The following is a 14,061-nucleotide window of genomic DNA, read 5'->3' on the forward strand; positions in this document are numbered from 1 at the left end:
CTTATATCCTGGCTTAGGGCGGCGCGCTGCGTTCTGCGCGTTTAGCCTGGCAATGTGCAACCCTGTGTTCCGGTGCATCCGGAGCACAGGGTTTTTTCATTTCCGACACAATATGGTCAATATTGTCACCCGACTTGCAGGCCATTGTTATGTAATGATAATTTGATGTAATTAAAAGCTTGTCCATGCAGTTGTCCACATTTTTAGTGGATAACTGCCTGTTAACATGGATGAAATTCACACGTTTTATATAACATCTTGATCCTTTAGGTGAATTTTCACCTATTACCAAGTTATCAATGCGTTTGTCCACAATTGACGTGGATAACTCGTGTGATCAACCATTTTTTTAGCAACTTTAAAAGGTAGGCATGTCTGAATCTGATCTAAGCAAGTTTTTCGAATGGGCCGTTAGCGGCTTTAACGCCATTGCGTTCGATCTGGTCGTAGCGCTCGTTGTTCTGGTGGTGGGCTGGGTGGTCTCGAACTGGGTAGGCCGGCTGGTGCGTCGCGTAGCAACGCGTTCGACGCGCATTGACCCCACTATTGTTCCCATGGCGCATTCGGTGACGGTCTGGTCAATTCGCGTCATTGTGCTGGTGGCTGTGCTGGCGCGTCTGGGCGTACAAACGGCCAGCATCATTGCGGTGCTGGGTGCGGCGGGTCTGGCCATCGGTCTGGCGCTTCAGGGTACGCTCCAAAACATTGCTGCAGGCATTATGTTGCTGGCCTTGCGGCCCTTGCGTGCGGGCGAATCGGTGTCTGTGGTGGGCAAGGCCGACGGCACCGTCGACGAGGTGGGCTTGTTCCTGACACGCTTCAAGCAATTTGACGGCACGTACATTACGCTGCCCAACAGCCTCATCTGGGGTAGCCCCATTCTAAACTTCAGTCGTCACGATACCCGGCGCGCCGAAATTCAGGTACTGGTGCCGTACGGCGAGGACATTGACCTTGCTCTGGCCGAATTACGCGCTATGGTGGATACCCACGAGCTGGCATTGAAAGACCCCGAACCATTGGTCATGGTGTCTGGCTACCGCGATAACGCCATGCTGGTAACGGTGCGCGCGTGGGCTGCCGCAGCTAATTGGTTCGACCTGCAAAACGATATGAACCGGCAGGCGCAACGCGTGCTGAAGGCGGCGGGTGTCGAGCTGCCGCCATCGCGCCCGGTGCATGTGGGCGCCTAAAACGTAATTTGCGCTTTGTGTGGGCGTGATGTTGCCACGTGACATGGTATGGCCGCATCGGCCAGCGTGCTCACGCGGCCAATGTGGTCATTTGTTTCAGTCTTTGCGAAGCTGGCCTTTGGCGGCCTTGATCATGGCTGTACACACGCCGCGCATCATGTCGATTTCGTCATTGGTCAGGGCGCTGCGGGTAAACAGATGCTGCATGCGCGGAATCAGTTTTTTCGGGTAGGCCAGGTTTAAAAACTGGATGTCGACCAGTGCTTCTTGCCAGTGCGCCAAAAACGCCTGCACTTTTTCATTGGATGCCAGGGCGTTACCTTCGTCTGACGACGAGACTTCGGCGCTGCCGGCGGCCGGCGTAGCCGCTTTCCCGTCAAGGTTGCCCAGTGCATAACGTAACTCCCAGGCGGCCAGTTGCAGCGCCTGGGCAACATTCAACGAGCTGTATTCCGGGTTGGCCGGTATATGACAAATGCGCTGGCATTGTGCAATGTCTTCGTTGGTCAACCCCGACCGCTCGGTGCCCAACACCACGGCGACGTGGCCTTCGTTGTGTTCAAGCAGGTGTTGGCGACTCAGTGTTGCCGCTTCGCGAATATCGCAGACGGGCGGCCCCAGCACCCGCTCGCGTGCGGTCATGGCAAAGGCCAGGGTAATGGGTGCCAGGGCCTGCGCCAGTGTGTCGACAACCCGCACAGAGGCCAGCACGTCGGTGGCGCCGCTGGCCAGTGCCTGGGCTTCGGGTAGTTCGGCCACGTTTTCAAAACGCGGGGCAACCAGGCAAAGTTCGCGAAACCCCATGGTTTTGATGGCACGTGCCGCTGCGCCGACGTTTCCGGGGTGGCTGGGGTGCACCATGATAAAGCGTGCACGGTTAAATAAGTCTGTCATTTCGGGGAATAGCGTCTATCAACTAAAATAGGCGGTTAACTATAATCAGCCTGTTTCAGTTTTTGTTATTTACGGATACTTATGCACCCCATGCTCAATACCGCCATCAAGGCGGCACGCCGCGCCGGCTCCATGATCAACCGGGCAAGCCTCGACCTCGAACGCTTGCAGGTGGCGCGCAAGGGGCCCAGCGATTATGTCACGGAAGTCGACCAAAGCGTCGAGGCCGCCATTATCGACATCCTTAAAACGGCGTACCCTGACCATGGCTTTCTAGGCGAAGAGTCCGGCGAGCAACCGGTGCCCGAGGGGCAAGCTGCGCCCGAATACCAATGGATCATCGATCCGCTCGACGGCACAACCAACTTTATTCACGGGTTCCCGGTCTATGCCGTTTCCATTGCTCTGGCGCATCGGGGGCAGGTTGTGCACGGCGTTATCTACGACCCGGCGCGCAACGAGCTCTTCACTGCCAGCCGCGGCGGCGGGGCCTTCCTTAATGACCGCCGCGTGCGCGTATCGGGTATGGCGCGCTTTCACGATGCCATGCTTAGCGCCTATGTGCCTGACTCGGGCGGTGGTGTGTCGCCCAACTCAAAGTTTTCCGGCATGCTCACCGGGTGCGCCAGCGTGCGGCGCATGGGGGCTTCGGTACTCGACCTGGCTTACGTAGCTTGCGGCCGTCTCGATGGCTTTTGCGGCGTTAACCTCAAGCGTTGGGATCTCGCTGCCGGCGGGCTGCTGGTCCTCGAGGCTGGTGGTCTTATTTCCGACTTCCAGGGCGAGCAAACCTGGTTTGAAACCGGCAGCGTCATTGCCGGCACGCCCAAAGTCTTTACCCACATGCTGGCCAGCTTGCAGTCCTGAACGCCCCATTCATTAGCCATGACCTCACCAACAGACGGCAGTACGGGCGGGTTCGCCCGCACCTTTTATGCAGACAGCCTTGACCGGTTCAGCGTCAGGCCAGGGCAGGGGGGGCGCTAATGGAAGCCTTTTCTTTCGATTGGATATCACACCCGGCAGCGTGGGTCGGGTTGCTGACCCTGGTCGTGCTCGAAATCGTTCTGGGCATCGACAACCTTATTTTTATCGCCATTCTGGTCGAAAAGCTGCCCCCAAAGCTGCGCGACCGTGCCCGGGTGATGGGGTTGTCGCTGGCGCTGGTCATGCGCCTGGGCCTGCTCACCATCATGTCGTGGCTCATAAAGCTGACGACGCCCATTTTGTTTCTGGGGCCGTTTGTCTTTTCAGGGCGCGATCTCATCCTCATTGTGGGCGGCTTCTTTTTGCTGCTTAAAGGCACACTCGAACTGCACGAACGCATCGAGGGGCGTGCGCAGCATGCGTCGGGCGCGCGGCTGCACGCCAGTTTCGGCCTGATCGTTACGCAAATCATTATTCTCGACGCGGTCTTCTCTATCGATGCCGTTATTACGGCTGTCGGTATGGTCGAGCAGTTGTCCGTCATGATGGTTGCCGTAGTGATCGCCATGGGTGTGATGCTGTTTGCCTCCAAGCCGCTTACACGGTTTGTCAACGCGCACCCTACGGTGGTTGTGCTGTGTCTGGGGTTTTTGTTAACCATCGGTTTCTCTTTGGTGGCCGAAGGGTTCGGCTTTGCGGTGCCCAAAGGGTATTTGTATGCGGCCATTGGCTTTTCGGTCATTATCGAAAGCCTTAACCAGCTGGCCCGACGCAATATGCAAAAGGTCGAGCTGCGCCGACCCATGCGCGAACGCACCGCCGAGGGGATTTTGCGTATGTTGGGCAAGCAGCCATTAGTTGGGCCTGAAGAGCCCGAGGTCGCTCAGCGGCAGTCCCCCTCGCAACCGGTTTTTGGCGAAGAAGAGCGCAATATGGTCAGCGGCGTGCTTACGCTGGCCGATCGCACCATTCACTCCATCATGACGCCGCGCAACGATGTGTCCTGGATCAATCTTGACGATGCCGCCGAAGACATCCAGAAGCAGCTCATGAAAACGCCGCACAGCTTCTTCCCGGTGTGCCGGGGCTCGCTTGACGATGTCATTGGTATTGGACGAGCCAAAGAGATGCTTGCCGACGTGCTCACGCATGGGCATATCAAACTGTCCCGTCTGCGCGATCCGCTCATCGTGCACGAATCCATTGGCGTACTGCGTCTTATGGAAACCCTTAAGCGCTCGCGCGGGCAACTGGTACTGGTCACCGACGAATTCGGCACCATCGAAGGGGTCGTGACGCCGATCGACGTCTTTGAAGCGATTGCGGGCGAGTTCCCCGACGAAGACGAGACCCCCGACATTGTCGAGGCCGGGGATAACCGCTGGCGTGTCGACGGCGCTGCCGACGTTCATCACCTTGAACAGGTGCTGAACACTACGGGCCTGGTCGACGAAGAAGAAGGCTATTCGACCTTGGCCGGTTATTTACTGGGGCGCTTCGGGCAACTGCCGTCGCCCGGCGACACTTGCGAACTGGTGCAGCCCCATGCAACGTTTACGTTCAAGGTGGTTCGCCTTGAAGGCCGTCGCATCGCCAGTGTCGAAGTCGAGCGCGTCCCCGCCAACCCAGATGACGAAACTATTCAAGAAGGTTCTGCATGACCGAAAGCACGTTGTATTTGTTCAAGGCTTTTTTTCTGGGCGTCATCGAAGGCTTTACCGAATTTATTCCGGTGTCCAGTACGGCACACTTGTTGCTGATTGGCGAATGGATCAATTTCGACTCCGGTAGCAACAAAGTCTACGAGGTCGTTATCCAGTTCGGGTCAATTCTTGCGGTCATCTGGATTTTTCGTCACCGGCTCTGGCAATTGGTTCGGGGCACATTGCACGGTCAGCCCACCGAGGTCGCTTTCACGCGTAACCTTATCATTGCGTTTTTGCCGGCTGCCGTCATTGGCGCACTTACCATTCAGTACATCAAAATGATGTTCCACCACCCGGGAATTTTTGTGGTCACGCTGGTGTTGGGTGGGGTCATCATGTTGTGGGTCGAGCGCAAGCCGCATATGGCCAAGCAGGGTGCAGCAGGCGAAGAGGCTGCTACTAACCATGCCGCGGGCCCGTCATCGTCGTCTTCTCAGGCTGCCGGGCTTCCGGTACAGGCGCAAGCCCGGGGCTTGGGGCAGCCGGTCACGTTTGCCCTCGAAGACATCACCTGGAAGCAGGCGCTGGCGGTGGGTTTTGCCCAATGCCTGGCCATGATTCCGGGTACGTCCCGCTCTGGGGCCACCATTATTGGCGCCATGCTGGCCGGTGTGCAACGTAAAACCGCAACCGAGTTCTCGTTTTTTCTGGCCATGCCCACCATGCTGGCCGCCACGGTGTACGACCTGTACAAACACGGGGCGGTACTGACGGGCGAGCAAACCTGGGGCATTGTCATTGGCTTTGTCGCGGCGTTCTTCAGTGCGCTGGTATTGGTCAAGGCGGTGCTCATGTGGGTGTCGCGGCACACTTACCGGCCCTTTGCCTGGTATCGCATTGGCCTGGGTCTGGTTGTTTTGGCGTGGCTAATGCTGCGCTAGTTTGTGGCGGCGTGTCTTGCCCCTGTTTAGGTTGCGGTCAGGTTGCGCAGGTGCAGGCCTTCGGCGCTTATTTCCAGCCAGCCGCCACGCTTTTCCGGGCTTTCATAGTCCCAATCGGGCATTACGGCGCGGGTTAGGGCGCGGCCCTTGGTCGTCAGGTGGTGTATGGCGGCGCGATGCGTGTGACCATGCACCATGGTGTCGACGTGGGTCGCATCAAATGCCCGTAATACGGCCTCCGGGTTCACATCCATAATGTCCGATGGCTTCCAGGCATTGGCCTGCATACTGCGCTGGCGGGCATAGCCGGCCCAATTCAGGCGTCGTTTAAGGCTAAAGGCTAAAAATATGCGTTGCACCCAGGGGCGGCGTACCCAAGCCCTGAAACGCTGATAAGACAGGTCGTCGGTGCAGTATTCGTCGCCGTGGCTAAAGAGTACGGGGCCGGCGTCGGTGGCCAGCAGGGTTTGGTCGGCCAGCAGCGTGGCCCCGATACGTTTGCACAGCGCCGGCCCGATTAAAAAATCGCGGTTGCCGCGGCACACATAAAGCGGAGTCTCGCGGCCCGTGGCGGCCAGCGCGTTGAGCAACGGGGCAAGCCAGGGGGGCGGGGTGTCGGCCAGGTCGTCACCTACCCAGACGTTAAAAATATCACCACCCAGCAGCAGCGCCGACGCATGCTGCCGGGCTTGCGATAAAAACGTCAAAAACGCCCGGGAAGTTTCTGGCGAATCGGGCCCCAGATGGATGTCTGAGGCCAGCCAAATCTTGCCGGGCAGGTCGAGCTTATTCAACAACCGTGGCTTTTTCGATGACAACGTCTTCGGTGGGTACGTCTTGGTGAAAGCCTTTGCTGCCGGTTTTCACGACTTTGATCTTGTCGACGACGTCGGTGCCTTCGATAACCTGGCCAAATACCGCATAGCCCCAGCCATTGCTGGTAGGCGCAGTGTGGTTAAGGAAGTCGTTGTCGGCAACGTTGATGAAAAACTGTGCGGTAGCCGAGTGCGGGTCGCTGGTGCGCGCCATGGCCAGGGTGTAGCGATCGTTGCGCAGGCCGTTGTTGGCTTCGTTTTCGATGGGAGCGCGGGTTTCTTTTTGCTTCATGCCGGCTTCGAAACCGCCGCCCTGGATCATGAAGTTGTTGATGACGCGGTGGAAAATGGTGCCGTCAAAGAAACCGTCGTTAACGTAGGCCACGAAGTTCTCAACGGTTTTAGGGGCTTTTTCGGCATTCAGTTCGATGATCATGTCACCGAAGTTGGTTTGCATTTTGACTTTTGGGTTTGCGCTCATGGATGATCCTTGTGACGAAGTTGATGAAGCGATGGCAGGGCCGGCGCTGATGGCGGGCAAGGCGACCAGTGCAGCACAGGCAAGCCCCAGGACATGTCTGCGAAGCAGACGTGCCCCGAAAATTCTGGTGGCAAAGAAGCTCATGGTGGTTAACGTTGAAGAATGGACTGAACGGCCTGGGCCCGGGCGGCAGCAGCGCGCATGCCTGCGCTTTCGGCTTCGCGGTAAAGGGCGTAGGCTTTAAGCAGGTGCACCTGGGCCAGGTTGGCTTTGGCCGTGGTGTAATTGGGGTTGGCCCGAAGCGCCATATTCAGGGCATCGTAGGCCATGTCGGTTTTTTGCTGTTTAATGTACAACGATGCCAGGTTGTTCCAGGGTTCGGGCAGTTCGGGGTAATCGGTGGTCATGGCCAGGTAGGCTTCAACCGCTTCGTTGGTTTTGCCGTTGGCGGCCAGCGCCCGTGCCCGCAAAAACATCAGTTGCACGTCTTGCCCGATTTCGCCGCTGGCCTCGCGTTGCGCCTGGCGTTTTTCAATAACTTCAAGCGCTTCCTGGTGGCGACCGTCGTTCAGCATTTGTGCAATGCGGTTGGTAATATCAGACGGCGTCAGGGGTATGGATGTGTCGACACTGGGGGTTAACGCGTCAAGTACGTTAGCCAGCCCTTGCCAGCCTTCTTCGGCCGGAGGTGGGTCGTTGAACAGCGGGCCGTTAACAGAAGCCGACTGCGCCAATGCGGCTGGCGCATGCAGCCCGCCACATGCAACCAGAACCAGAGCGGGCAGAAAGCGACGAGAATTTTGAAACACCGGCGATTACCTATTGGGGTGGAGTTGGGTTTGAATTGCTATACTTATCGACCGCCATTTTAGCCTTGCTTCACGTCAAACAAGTTTTTCTAGCGAATGCTGCACATTTATAACACCCTTTCTCGCGGCAAAGTGCCCCTCGAACCGACCGAACCCGGTCACGTGCGTATGTACGTTTGCGGTATGACGGTCTACGATTTCTGCCACCTCGGGCACGCCCGCATGTTGGTCAGTTTCGACGTGGTTCAGCGCTGGTTGCGTGCCAGCGGGTACAAGGTCACGTACGTGCGCAACATTACCGATATCGACGACAAAATCATTCGTCGTGCCGTCGAAACCGGCCGCCGTTTGGGCGAAGTCACCGACTTTTATATTCAGGCCATGCACGCCGACGAACGTGCGCTGGGCGTGCAGTCGCCCGATGCCGAGCCACGCGCCACGTCACATGTTGGCGACATGCTCCACATCATCGGCCGCCTCGAAGAAAACGGGCTGGCCTATCAGGCCGACAACGGCGACGTCAATTACGCGGTGCGCAGCTTCCCGGGTTACGGCAAACTGTCGGGCAAGTCGCTCGACGACCTGCGTGCCGGCGAGCGCGTCGCCGTGGACTCGGGCAAGCGCGATCCACTCGATTTCGTGCTCTGGAAATCGGCCAAGGCCGACGAGCCCCCGGAGTCGAAGTGGGAGTCGCCTTACGGTTTGGGTCGCCCGGGTTGGCATATCGAATGCTCGGCCATGAGCAAATCCCTGCTGGGGCTACCGCTCGACATTCACGGTGGCGGGCCCGACCTTAAATTCCCGCACCACGAAAACGAAATCGCCCAGACCGAGGGCGCTTTTGGCGGGCAACTGGCCAATGTCTGGATGCATTGCGGTCCGCTGATGGTCGATAGCGACAAAATGTCCAAGTCGCTGGGCAATTTCCGCACAATCCGCGAAACGGTCGGGGTGGGCACATCACTGTCACCCAGCAGCGCCAATTACGATGTCAATGCGCGCGAGGCCGAAATGCTGCGCTTCTTCATCGTTCGCAATCACTATCGCAGCATTCAAAACTACACGCCCGACAATCTGCGCGATGCCCAAAGCGCGCTCGATCGCCTATACCAAACGCTGCATAACGTACCGGCCGCGCCGGTGCATATCGACTGGGCCCAGCCTGCGGCCAAAGCGTTTCGCGACGCGATGGATGACGACTTCAACACGTCGGGGGCGGTGGCGGTGCTGTTCGAGCTGGCCAACGAGGCCAATCGCAGTGGCTCGGCCCAAACGTCGGGCCTCTTGCAGGCCCTGGGCGCTGTTCTGGGCTTGTTGCAAACCGACCCGGCTATTTATTTGCAATCGCCCAGCCGGTTTACCGGCGCCGGCCAGGTTGCCGAGTCGCTCGATGCCAACGCCATCGAGGGCCTTATCCAGGCCCGTGCCGAGGCCAAAAAGCAAAAGCAGTTCGCGCAGGCCGATGCCATCCGCGAACAGTTGCGTCAGGCGGGCATCGAGCTTGAAGACAAGCCCGGCGGCACGCAGTGGCGTCGGGTGTAAGGGGCGGCCATGACCACGACTGCCATTGTCAAGCCCGATTACTGGGACGAAGCCGCTGCGCATCTGATGCGACGTGATCGTATTCTCAAGAAGCTGATTCCCCAGCATAAAGAGCAGTTTTTGCAGGCGCCGTCGCCACCGTTCATGACCTTGGCCCGCGCCATCATCGGCCAGCAAATTTCTACCAAGGCGGCCGATGCAGTATGGCTGCGCTTTACCGAAAAATGCGGAAAGCGGCCCACGCCGGCCGCCGTTGTGCAGCTCGACCTCGACGCGTTGCGCGAGCTGGGGTTGTCCAAGCGCAAGTCCGAATACATTTCAGACCTGGCGGCGCATTTTGCCGAAAAAAAGGTCAAGCCTGCCGCCTGGGCAGCCATGGATGACGAAGCTGTCATCACCGATTTATGCGCCATTCGCGGCATTGGCCGCTGGACGGCCGAAATGTTTCTTATCTTTAATTTGCAGCGCCCCGACGTCCTCCCGCTTGACGACGCCGGTCTTATCAAGGCAATTTCGTTACACTATTTCAGCGGTGAGCCCGTTTCGCGCTTTGAAGCGCGCGAAGTCGCCCAGGCCTGGGCACCGTGGCGAACCGTCGCGACGTGGTACTTGTGGCGCAGCCTTGCGTCTGTCGCCAAGTAAAACTAAAGTCGTATGATCCCTATCTGGAATTCAAGCTCTTATGCGTAATACTTTCCTGGAATTTGAACAGCCCCTGGCCGAGCTCGAGCAAAAAATCGAGCAACTGCGCTACATGCAGTCCGACTCAGCCGTCGATATCTCCGACGAGGTCAGCCGTTTGCAGCAAAAAAGCCAGACGCTGGCCAAGAATATTTACGCCAAGCTCACGCCCTGGCAAACCGCACTGGTGGCACGCCACCCCCAGCGGCCCTACACCTTCGATTATGTTCGTGAGATCTTCACCGATTTTCACGAATTGCATGGCGACCGCATGTACGCAGACGATCAGTCTATTGTGGGCGGGCTGGCGCGCTTTAACGGCACGCCGTGTATGGTTATTGGCCATCAAAAAGGCCGCGACACCAAAGAGCGTTCGATGCGCAACTTTGGCATGCCGCGCCCCGAGGGCTACCGCAAGGCGCTGCGATTAATGCGTTTGGCCGAAAAATTCCGCTTGCCTGTGTTCACCTTTGTCGATACCCCCGGCGCCTACCCGGGTATTGGCGCCGAAGAGCGCGGCCAGTCTGAAGCCATTGGCCATAATCTTTACGCCATGGCCGAGCTCAAAGTGCCCATCATCTCCACCATTATTGGCGAGGGCGGCTCCGGCGGGGCCTTGGCCATTGCCGTGGGCGATGTCGTCATGATGTTGCAATATGCCACTTACGCCGTCATTTCGCCCGAGGGTTGCGCATCAATTTTGTGGCGTAGCGCCGATAAGGCGCCGGTGGCTGCCGAAGCCTTGGCAATTACGGCACCACGCCTTAAAGAGCTTGGCCTGATCGACCGGGTTGTCAACGAACCCGTGGGCGGAGCGCATCGCGACCCCAAAACAATGGCTAACCAGCTTAGCCGTGCGCTGGCCGACGCTTATCGCCAGGTGGCCAACATGACGACCGAGCAAATGCTCGAACATCGCTTGCAGCGTCTTATGTCGTACGGCCGCTTCCAAGAAGCCCGTTAACACGCGGCCGTATGTTCCCGGGCCCCGACGCCCTGATTCAAAAAGTCCGGCTGGCGATAACGGCGTTATCGCCGCAGCCCCGCAGCCTCGGGGTAGCCGTCAGTGGCGGCGCCGATTCGGCCATGCTGGCGGTAGCGGCGGCACACTATGCCGCCGGGCATGGGTTGGTCGTTCATCTGTTTCATGTGCATCATGGCCTGCAGGCATCGGCCGACGAATGGTTGCATCGGGTGCACGACCTGGCGCATCAATTAGCGGTGCCTTGCCATAGCATGCGCGTGACGGTCAGTGAAACAGCAGGTTACGGTATCGAGGCTGCTGCACGTGATGCCCGTTATAAGGCGCTGCATGACATGGCTAGCGTGGCGGGTGTGCGTCATATCTTGTTGGGTCATCACCTTCATGATCAGGCTGAAACAGTGCTGTTGCGGCTTCTGCGCGGCGCGGGGCCCGTCGGGCTGGCGGCCATGTCGCCACACGTCGAGCGCGACGGAATCGAGTATGTTCGGCCCTGGCTTGACGTGGACCGCGCCCAGATCGTCGATGCTGCCAATATTTATGCTGCACAAACCGGGTGGCAGTACGTCACCGACCCGACTAACACTCAAGATCGCTACACGCGTGCCGCCGTGCGCGAGCGACTTGCGCCGACGCTTGATGCACGTTGGCCTGGCTGGCGCGACCGGCTTGCGCGTCATGCCCGGCAGTCGGCGCAAGCCGCGCAAGTGCTCGACGAGGTCGCGGCCGCCGATTTGGGGTCACTTGATTTTGATGCTGATGACCAGAGCTTTTCTTTGGCCGGTTGGCGCCTGCTGTCAGAGGCGCGTCAGGCGCTGGTGTTGCGTTATTGGCTGGGGCAGCAGGGGCTGGCCATGCCAACCGATGCGCGGCTACACAACCTGATGCGGCAAATGCGTCAGTTGCATGCTTTGGGCTTCGACCGGGCAATGCGGGTAGGGCATGGCGCCGTTGATATTGTGTGCCACAAGGGGCGGGTTTTGGTGGCCGGCCGGCGAGTCGACCGCGACAAACACGATCCGTCCGCAGGTTTGTCTGACTAAATGCCGGTGCGGCGATGCGTTGACCCGGGTCGGCAAAATAACCCTTTAATGTTAAAATGTTGCGTTTTGTCTGTCTGTATTTGCAGGCAGTTGTCCTTTTTGCAGAGTAAAAGATGTCCCTGATTGTTCACAAATACGGTGGCACTTCAATGGGCTCGGTCGAGCGCATTCAAAATGTCGCACGTCGCGTCGCAAAATGGCACGCCGCTGGCCACCAGGTGGTGGTTGTTCCTTCGGCCATGTCAGGCGAAACCAACCGCTTGCTTGGGTTGGCCAAAGACATTTCCCCGCGTCCCAACGAGCGCGAGCTCGATATGCTGGCCGCCACGGGCGAACAGGCCAGCAGTGCGCTGTTGGCCATTGCCCTGATGGAGCAAGGTGTTGCCGCACGCAGCTATACGGGTTGGCAAGTGCCGGTTAAAACCGACTCTGCCTACACCAAGGCGCGCATTACGTCTATCGACGATGCCCGCATCAAGGCCGATCTGGCCGACGGCCGTGTGGTCGTGGTAACCGGTTTCCAGGGTATCGACGACGAAGGCCACATCACGACACTGGGTCGTGGCGGGTCCGATACCTCGGCTGTCGCTATTGCCGCCGCTATTGGCGCCCAAGAATGCCTTATTTACACTGACGTCGATGGTGTTTACACCACCGATCCGCGCGTCGTTCCCGAAGCTCGCCGCCTTTCGGTGGTTTCTTTCGAAGAAATGCTCGAAATGGCCTCGCTCGGGTCCAAAGTGCTTCAAATTCGCTCGGTAGAATTCGCCGGCAAATATCGTATTCCCATCCGTGTATTGTCGTCGCTTACCGACCCCCTGATGTCGCTCGAAGAAGAAATGACTTCGGGCACTTTAATTACTTTCGAGGAAGACCAGAAAATGGAAGCAGCCGTTGTTTCGGGCATTGCCTTCAGCCGCGATGAAGCCAAACTTACTCTGCTGGCGGTTCCCGACAAGCCGGGCGTGGCCTATTCAATTCTGGGCCCTATTGCCGCCGCCAACATCAACGTCGACGTCATTCTGCAGAACCAGTCTGTCGAAGGCACCACCGACTTCTCGTTCACTGTTAACCGCGCCGACTTCCCCCGCGCCCTCGAAGTGCTCGAGCAGCAGATTGGCCCGGCCGTTGGCGCCCGCGAGATCCGCTCCGACGACAAGGTATGCAAGGTATCGGTCGTGGGTATCGGCATGCGCAGCCATGTTGGCGTGGCCAGTTTAATGTTCCGTACGCTCAGCGAAGAGGGCATCAACATCCAGATGATTTCCACCAGCGAGATCAAAACGTCGGTTGTTATTAGCGACAAGTACATGGAGCTGGCGGTACGTGCATTGCACAAGGCCTTCGGTCTCGATCAAGAAGGCGGCAGCCTGTAAGAAACTGCCGTTTTCGGCCCAAAGCCCGGCGTTCTTATGCTAGAATGCTGAGCTTAATTCGGAGATGTGGCCGAGTGGTTGAAGGTACTCCCCTGCTAAGGGAGCATACGGCTTATACCCGTATCGAGGGTTCGAATCCCTCCATCTCCGCCAGTACAAACAAAAAAGCCCCTGTTTATCAGGGGCTTTTTTGTGGCTCTTCCCCATTAACGGGGGATGAGCATTCATCAGACACGGTTGATCACACCGTTCCAACCGCATTGAGCCAAGACTCGCATGCGGTAATTTTCAAAATTCCGGCTCTTCCCCATTATCGGGGGATACGCACTCACTAGACACGGTTAATCACACCGTTCCAACCGCACTGGGTCGCAGTTTTTGTTCGATGCCGGCGCTTTTCAAGGTCTGGGTCCGCAAGGCATCGCATGGCCCCTTCGGGGCTTCCCGACGTTTGGTGTCTGCGCGGCGCGGGCGCGAAACTCGCGAGATCGACCAGCCCCCGGCTGGTCGAAAACGACTCGCTCAGACAGTCGCACCCTTGAGTCGCCGCGCAGACACCAAACGTCGGCATGCTCAAAGCCTTGTGGCCCCAGACCCTGAAAAGCACCTCGGCTCTTCCCCATTATCGGGGGATACGCATTCACTAGACACGGTTAATCACACCGTTCCAACCGCACTGGGCCAAGACCCGCATGCGGTAATTTTCAAAATTCCTAAACCCATACGCACGG

Annotated in this window: 14 protein-coding genes and 1 tRNA gene; 10 read left to right on the top strand and 5 right to left on the bottom strand. The window is 58.2% G+C overall.

Features of this window, described 5'->3' with window-relative positions; translation table 11 throughout:
• Positions 1-13: 13 nt before the first annotated feature.
• Positions 14-187, bottom strand: coding sequence for a hypothetical protein (locus tag GTU67_RS11170; protein ID WP_185780140.1), 174 nt, complete (start codon positions 185-187; stop codon positions 14-16).
• Positions 188-371: 184 nt separating this feature from the next.
• Between GTU67_RS11170 and GTU67_RS11175 the strand changes: the two genes are divergently transcribed.
• A complete protein-coding gene (locus GTU67_RS11175; RefSeq protein ID WP_185780141.1) occupies positions 372-1,193 on the top strand; it encodes a mechanosensitive ion channel family protein in 822 nt (273 codons plus the stop codon).
• Between the two features lie 96 nt (positions 1,194-1,289).
• Here GTU67_RS11175 and GTU67_RS11180 read toward each other — a convergent pair whose 3' ends face one another.
• Complete coding sequence (locus tag GTU67_RS11180; RefSeq protein WP_185780142.1) at positions 1,290-2,087, bottom strand: RNA methyltransferase; 798 nt, start codon at positions 2,085-2,087, stop codon at positions 1,290-1,292.
• Positions 2,088-2,168: 81 nt separating this feature from the next.
• Here GTU67_RS11180 and GTU67_RS11185 point away from each other — a divergent pair, with 81 nt between their 5' ends.
• From GTU67_RS11185 to GTU67_RS11195, 3 genes are all read left to right on the top strand, one after another.
• Complete coding sequence (locus tag GTU67_RS11185; RefSeq protein WP_185780143.1) at positions 2,169-2,954, top strand: inositol monophosphatase family protein; 786 nt, start codon at positions 2,169-2,171, stop codon at positions 2,952-2,954.
• Between the two features lie 119 nt (positions 2,955-3,073).
• Complete coding sequence (locus GTU67_RS11190; protein ID WP_185780144.1) at positions 3,074-4,675, top strand: TerC family protein; 1,602 nt, start codon at positions 3,074-3,076, stop codon at positions 4,673-4,675.
• Positions 4,672-5,601 carry an undecaprenyl-diphosphate phosphatase gene (locus GTU67_RS11195; RefSeq protein WP_185780145.1) on the top strand — a complete coding sequence of 310 codons (930 nt, stop codon included), beginning with the start codon at positions 4,672-4,674 and terminating at the stop codon, positions 5,599-5,601. Before GTU67_RS11190 ends, GTU67_RS11195 begins: the two co-directional genes overlap by 4 nt.
• A 26-nt stretch (positions 5,602-5,627) precedes the next feature.
• Here the strand turns inward: GTU67_RS11195 and GTU67_RS11200 are convergent, their stop codons facing one another.
• The 3 genes from GTU67_RS11200 to GTU67_RS11210 all read right to left on the bottom strand — a co-directional run bounded on the left by GTU67_RS11200 (position 5,628) and on the right by GTU67_RS11210 (position 7,706).
• On the bottom strand, positions 5,628-6,395 hold the full coding sequence (locus GTU67_RS11200; protein WP_185780146.1) for a UDP-2,3-diacylglucosamine diphosphatase: 768 nt from the start codon (positions 6,393-6,395) through the stop codon (positions 5,628-5,630).
• The gene (locus tag GTU67_RS11205; protein ID WP_185780147.1) at positions 6,388-6,897 is read right to left on the bottom strand and encodes a peptidylprolyl isomerase; all 510 of its coding nucleotides are present in this window, start codon (positions 6,895-6,897) and stop codon (positions 6,388-6,390) included. The genes GTU67_RS11200 and GTU67_RS11205 overlap by 8 nt, the downstream gene beginning before the upstream one ends.
• A 149-nt stretch (positions 6,898-7,046) precedes the next feature.
• Positions 7,047-7,706 (bottom strand): tetratricopeptide repeat protein, encoded by a 660-nt coding sequence (locus tag GTU67_RS11210; RefSeq protein WP_346727018.1) that lies wholly within the window; start codon positions 7,704-7,706, stop codon positions 7,047-7,049.
• A 96-nt stretch (positions 7,707-7,802) separates the two neighbouring features.
• Here GTU67_RS11210 and cysS point away from each other — a divergent pair, with 96 nt between their 5' ends.
• From cysS to GTU67_RS11240, 6 genes are all read left to right on the top strand, one after another.
• Complete coding sequence (cysS, locus tag GTU67_RS11215; protein ID WP_185780148.1) at positions 7,803-9,248, top strand: cysteine--tRNA ligase; 1,446 nt, start codon at positions 7,803-7,805, stop codon at positions 9,246-9,248.
• Between the two features lie 9 nt (positions 9,249-9,257).
• Positions 9,258-9,890, top strand: a complete 633-nt coding sequence (locus tag GTU67_RS11220) for a DNA-3-methyladenine glycosylase family protein (protein ID WP_185780149.1) — start codon at positions 9,258-9,260, stop codon at positions 9,888-9,890.
• Between the two features lie 40 nt (positions 9,891-9,930).
• Positions 9,931-10,893 (top strand): acetyl-CoA carboxylase carboxyltransferase subunit alpha, encoded by a 963-nt coding sequence (locus GTU67_RS11225; RefSeq protein WP_185780150.1) that lies wholly within the window; start codon positions 9,931-9,933, stop codon positions 10,891-10,893.
• An 11-nt stretch (positions 10,894-10,904) separates the two neighbouring features.
• Positions 10,905-11,954 (top strand): tRNA lysidine(34) synthetase TilS, encoded by a 1,050-nt coding sequence (gene tilS, locus GTU67_RS11230; RefSeq protein ID WP_185780151.1) that lies wholly within the window; start codon positions 10,905-10,907, stop codon positions 11,952-11,954.
• A gap of 113 nt (positions 11,955-12,067) precedes the next feature.
• Positions 12,068-13,330 carry an aspartate kinase gene (locus GTU67_RS11235; protein WP_185780152.1) on the top strand — a complete coding sequence of 421 codons (1,263 nt, stop codon included), beginning with the start codon at positions 12,068-12,070 and terminating at the stop codon, positions 13,328-13,330.
• Between the two features lie 60 nt (positions 13,331-13,390).
• Positions 13,391-13,483, top strand: a tRNA-Ser gene (locus tag GTU67_RS11240).
• The last annotated feature ends 578 nt before the right edge of the window (positions 13,484-14,061 follow it).

The organism is Pusillimonas minor (genome assembly GCF_014237865.1).
In the GTDB taxonomy this organism is placed as follows: Bacteria; Pseudomonadota; Gammaproteobacteria; order Burkholderiales; family Burkholderiaceae_B; genus Neopusillimonas; species Neopusillimonas minor.

What these genes read in the sequence shown, in the direction of transcription:
- GTU67_RS11235 (WP_185780152.1), top strand. Translation starts at nt 12,068, where the DNA reads ATGTCCCTGATTGTTCACAAATACGGTGGCACTTCAATGGGCTCGGTC.
- GTU67_RS11175 (WP_185780141.1), top strand. Translation starts at nt 372, where the DNA reads ATGTCTGAATCTGATCTAAGCAAGTTTTTCGAATGGGCCGTTAGCGGC.
- GTU67_RS11190 (WP_185780144.1), top strand. Translation starts at nt 3,074, where the DNA reads ATGGAAGCCTTTTCTTTCGATTGGATATCACACCCGGCAGCGTGGGTC.
- GTU67_RS11220 (WP_185780149.1), top strand. Translation starts at nt 9,258, where the DNA reads ATGACCACGACTGCCATTGTCAAGCCCGATTACTGGGACGAAGCCGCT.
- cysS (WP_185780148.1), top strand. Translation starts at nt 7,803, where the DNA reads ATGCTGCACATTTATAACACCCTTTCTCGCGGCAAAGTGCCCCTCGAA.
- tilS (WP_185780151.1), top strand. Translation starts at nt 10,905, where the DNA reads ATGTTCCCGGGCCCCGACGCCCTGATTCAAAAAGTCCGGCTGGCGATA.
- GTU67_RS11185 (WP_185780143.1), top strand. Translation starts at nt 2,169, where the DNA reads ATGCACCCCATGCTCAATACCGCCATCAAGGCGGCACGCCGCGCCGGC.
- GTU67_RS11180 (WP_185780142.1), bottom strand. Translation starts at nt 2,087, where the DNA reads ATGACAGACTTATTTAACCGTGCACGCTTTATCATGGTGCACCCCAGC.
- GTU67_RS11205 (WP_185780147.1), bottom strand. Translation starts at nt 6,897, where the DNA reads ATGAGCGCAAACCCAAAAGTCAAAATGCAAACCAACTTCGGTGACATG.
- GTU67_RS11195 (WP_185780145.1), top strand. Translation starts at nt 4,672, where the DNA reads ATGACCGAAAGCACGTTGTATTTGTTCAAGGCTTTTTTTCTGGGCGTC.
- GTU67_RS11225 (WP_185780150.1), top strand. Translation starts at nt 9,931, where the DNA reads ATGCGTAATACTTTCCTGGAATTTGAACAGCCCCTGGCCGAGCTCGAG.
- GTU67_RS11170 (WP_185780140.1), bottom strand. Translation starts at nt 187, where the DNA reads ATGGACAAGCTTTTAATTACATCAAATTATCATTACATAACAATGGCC.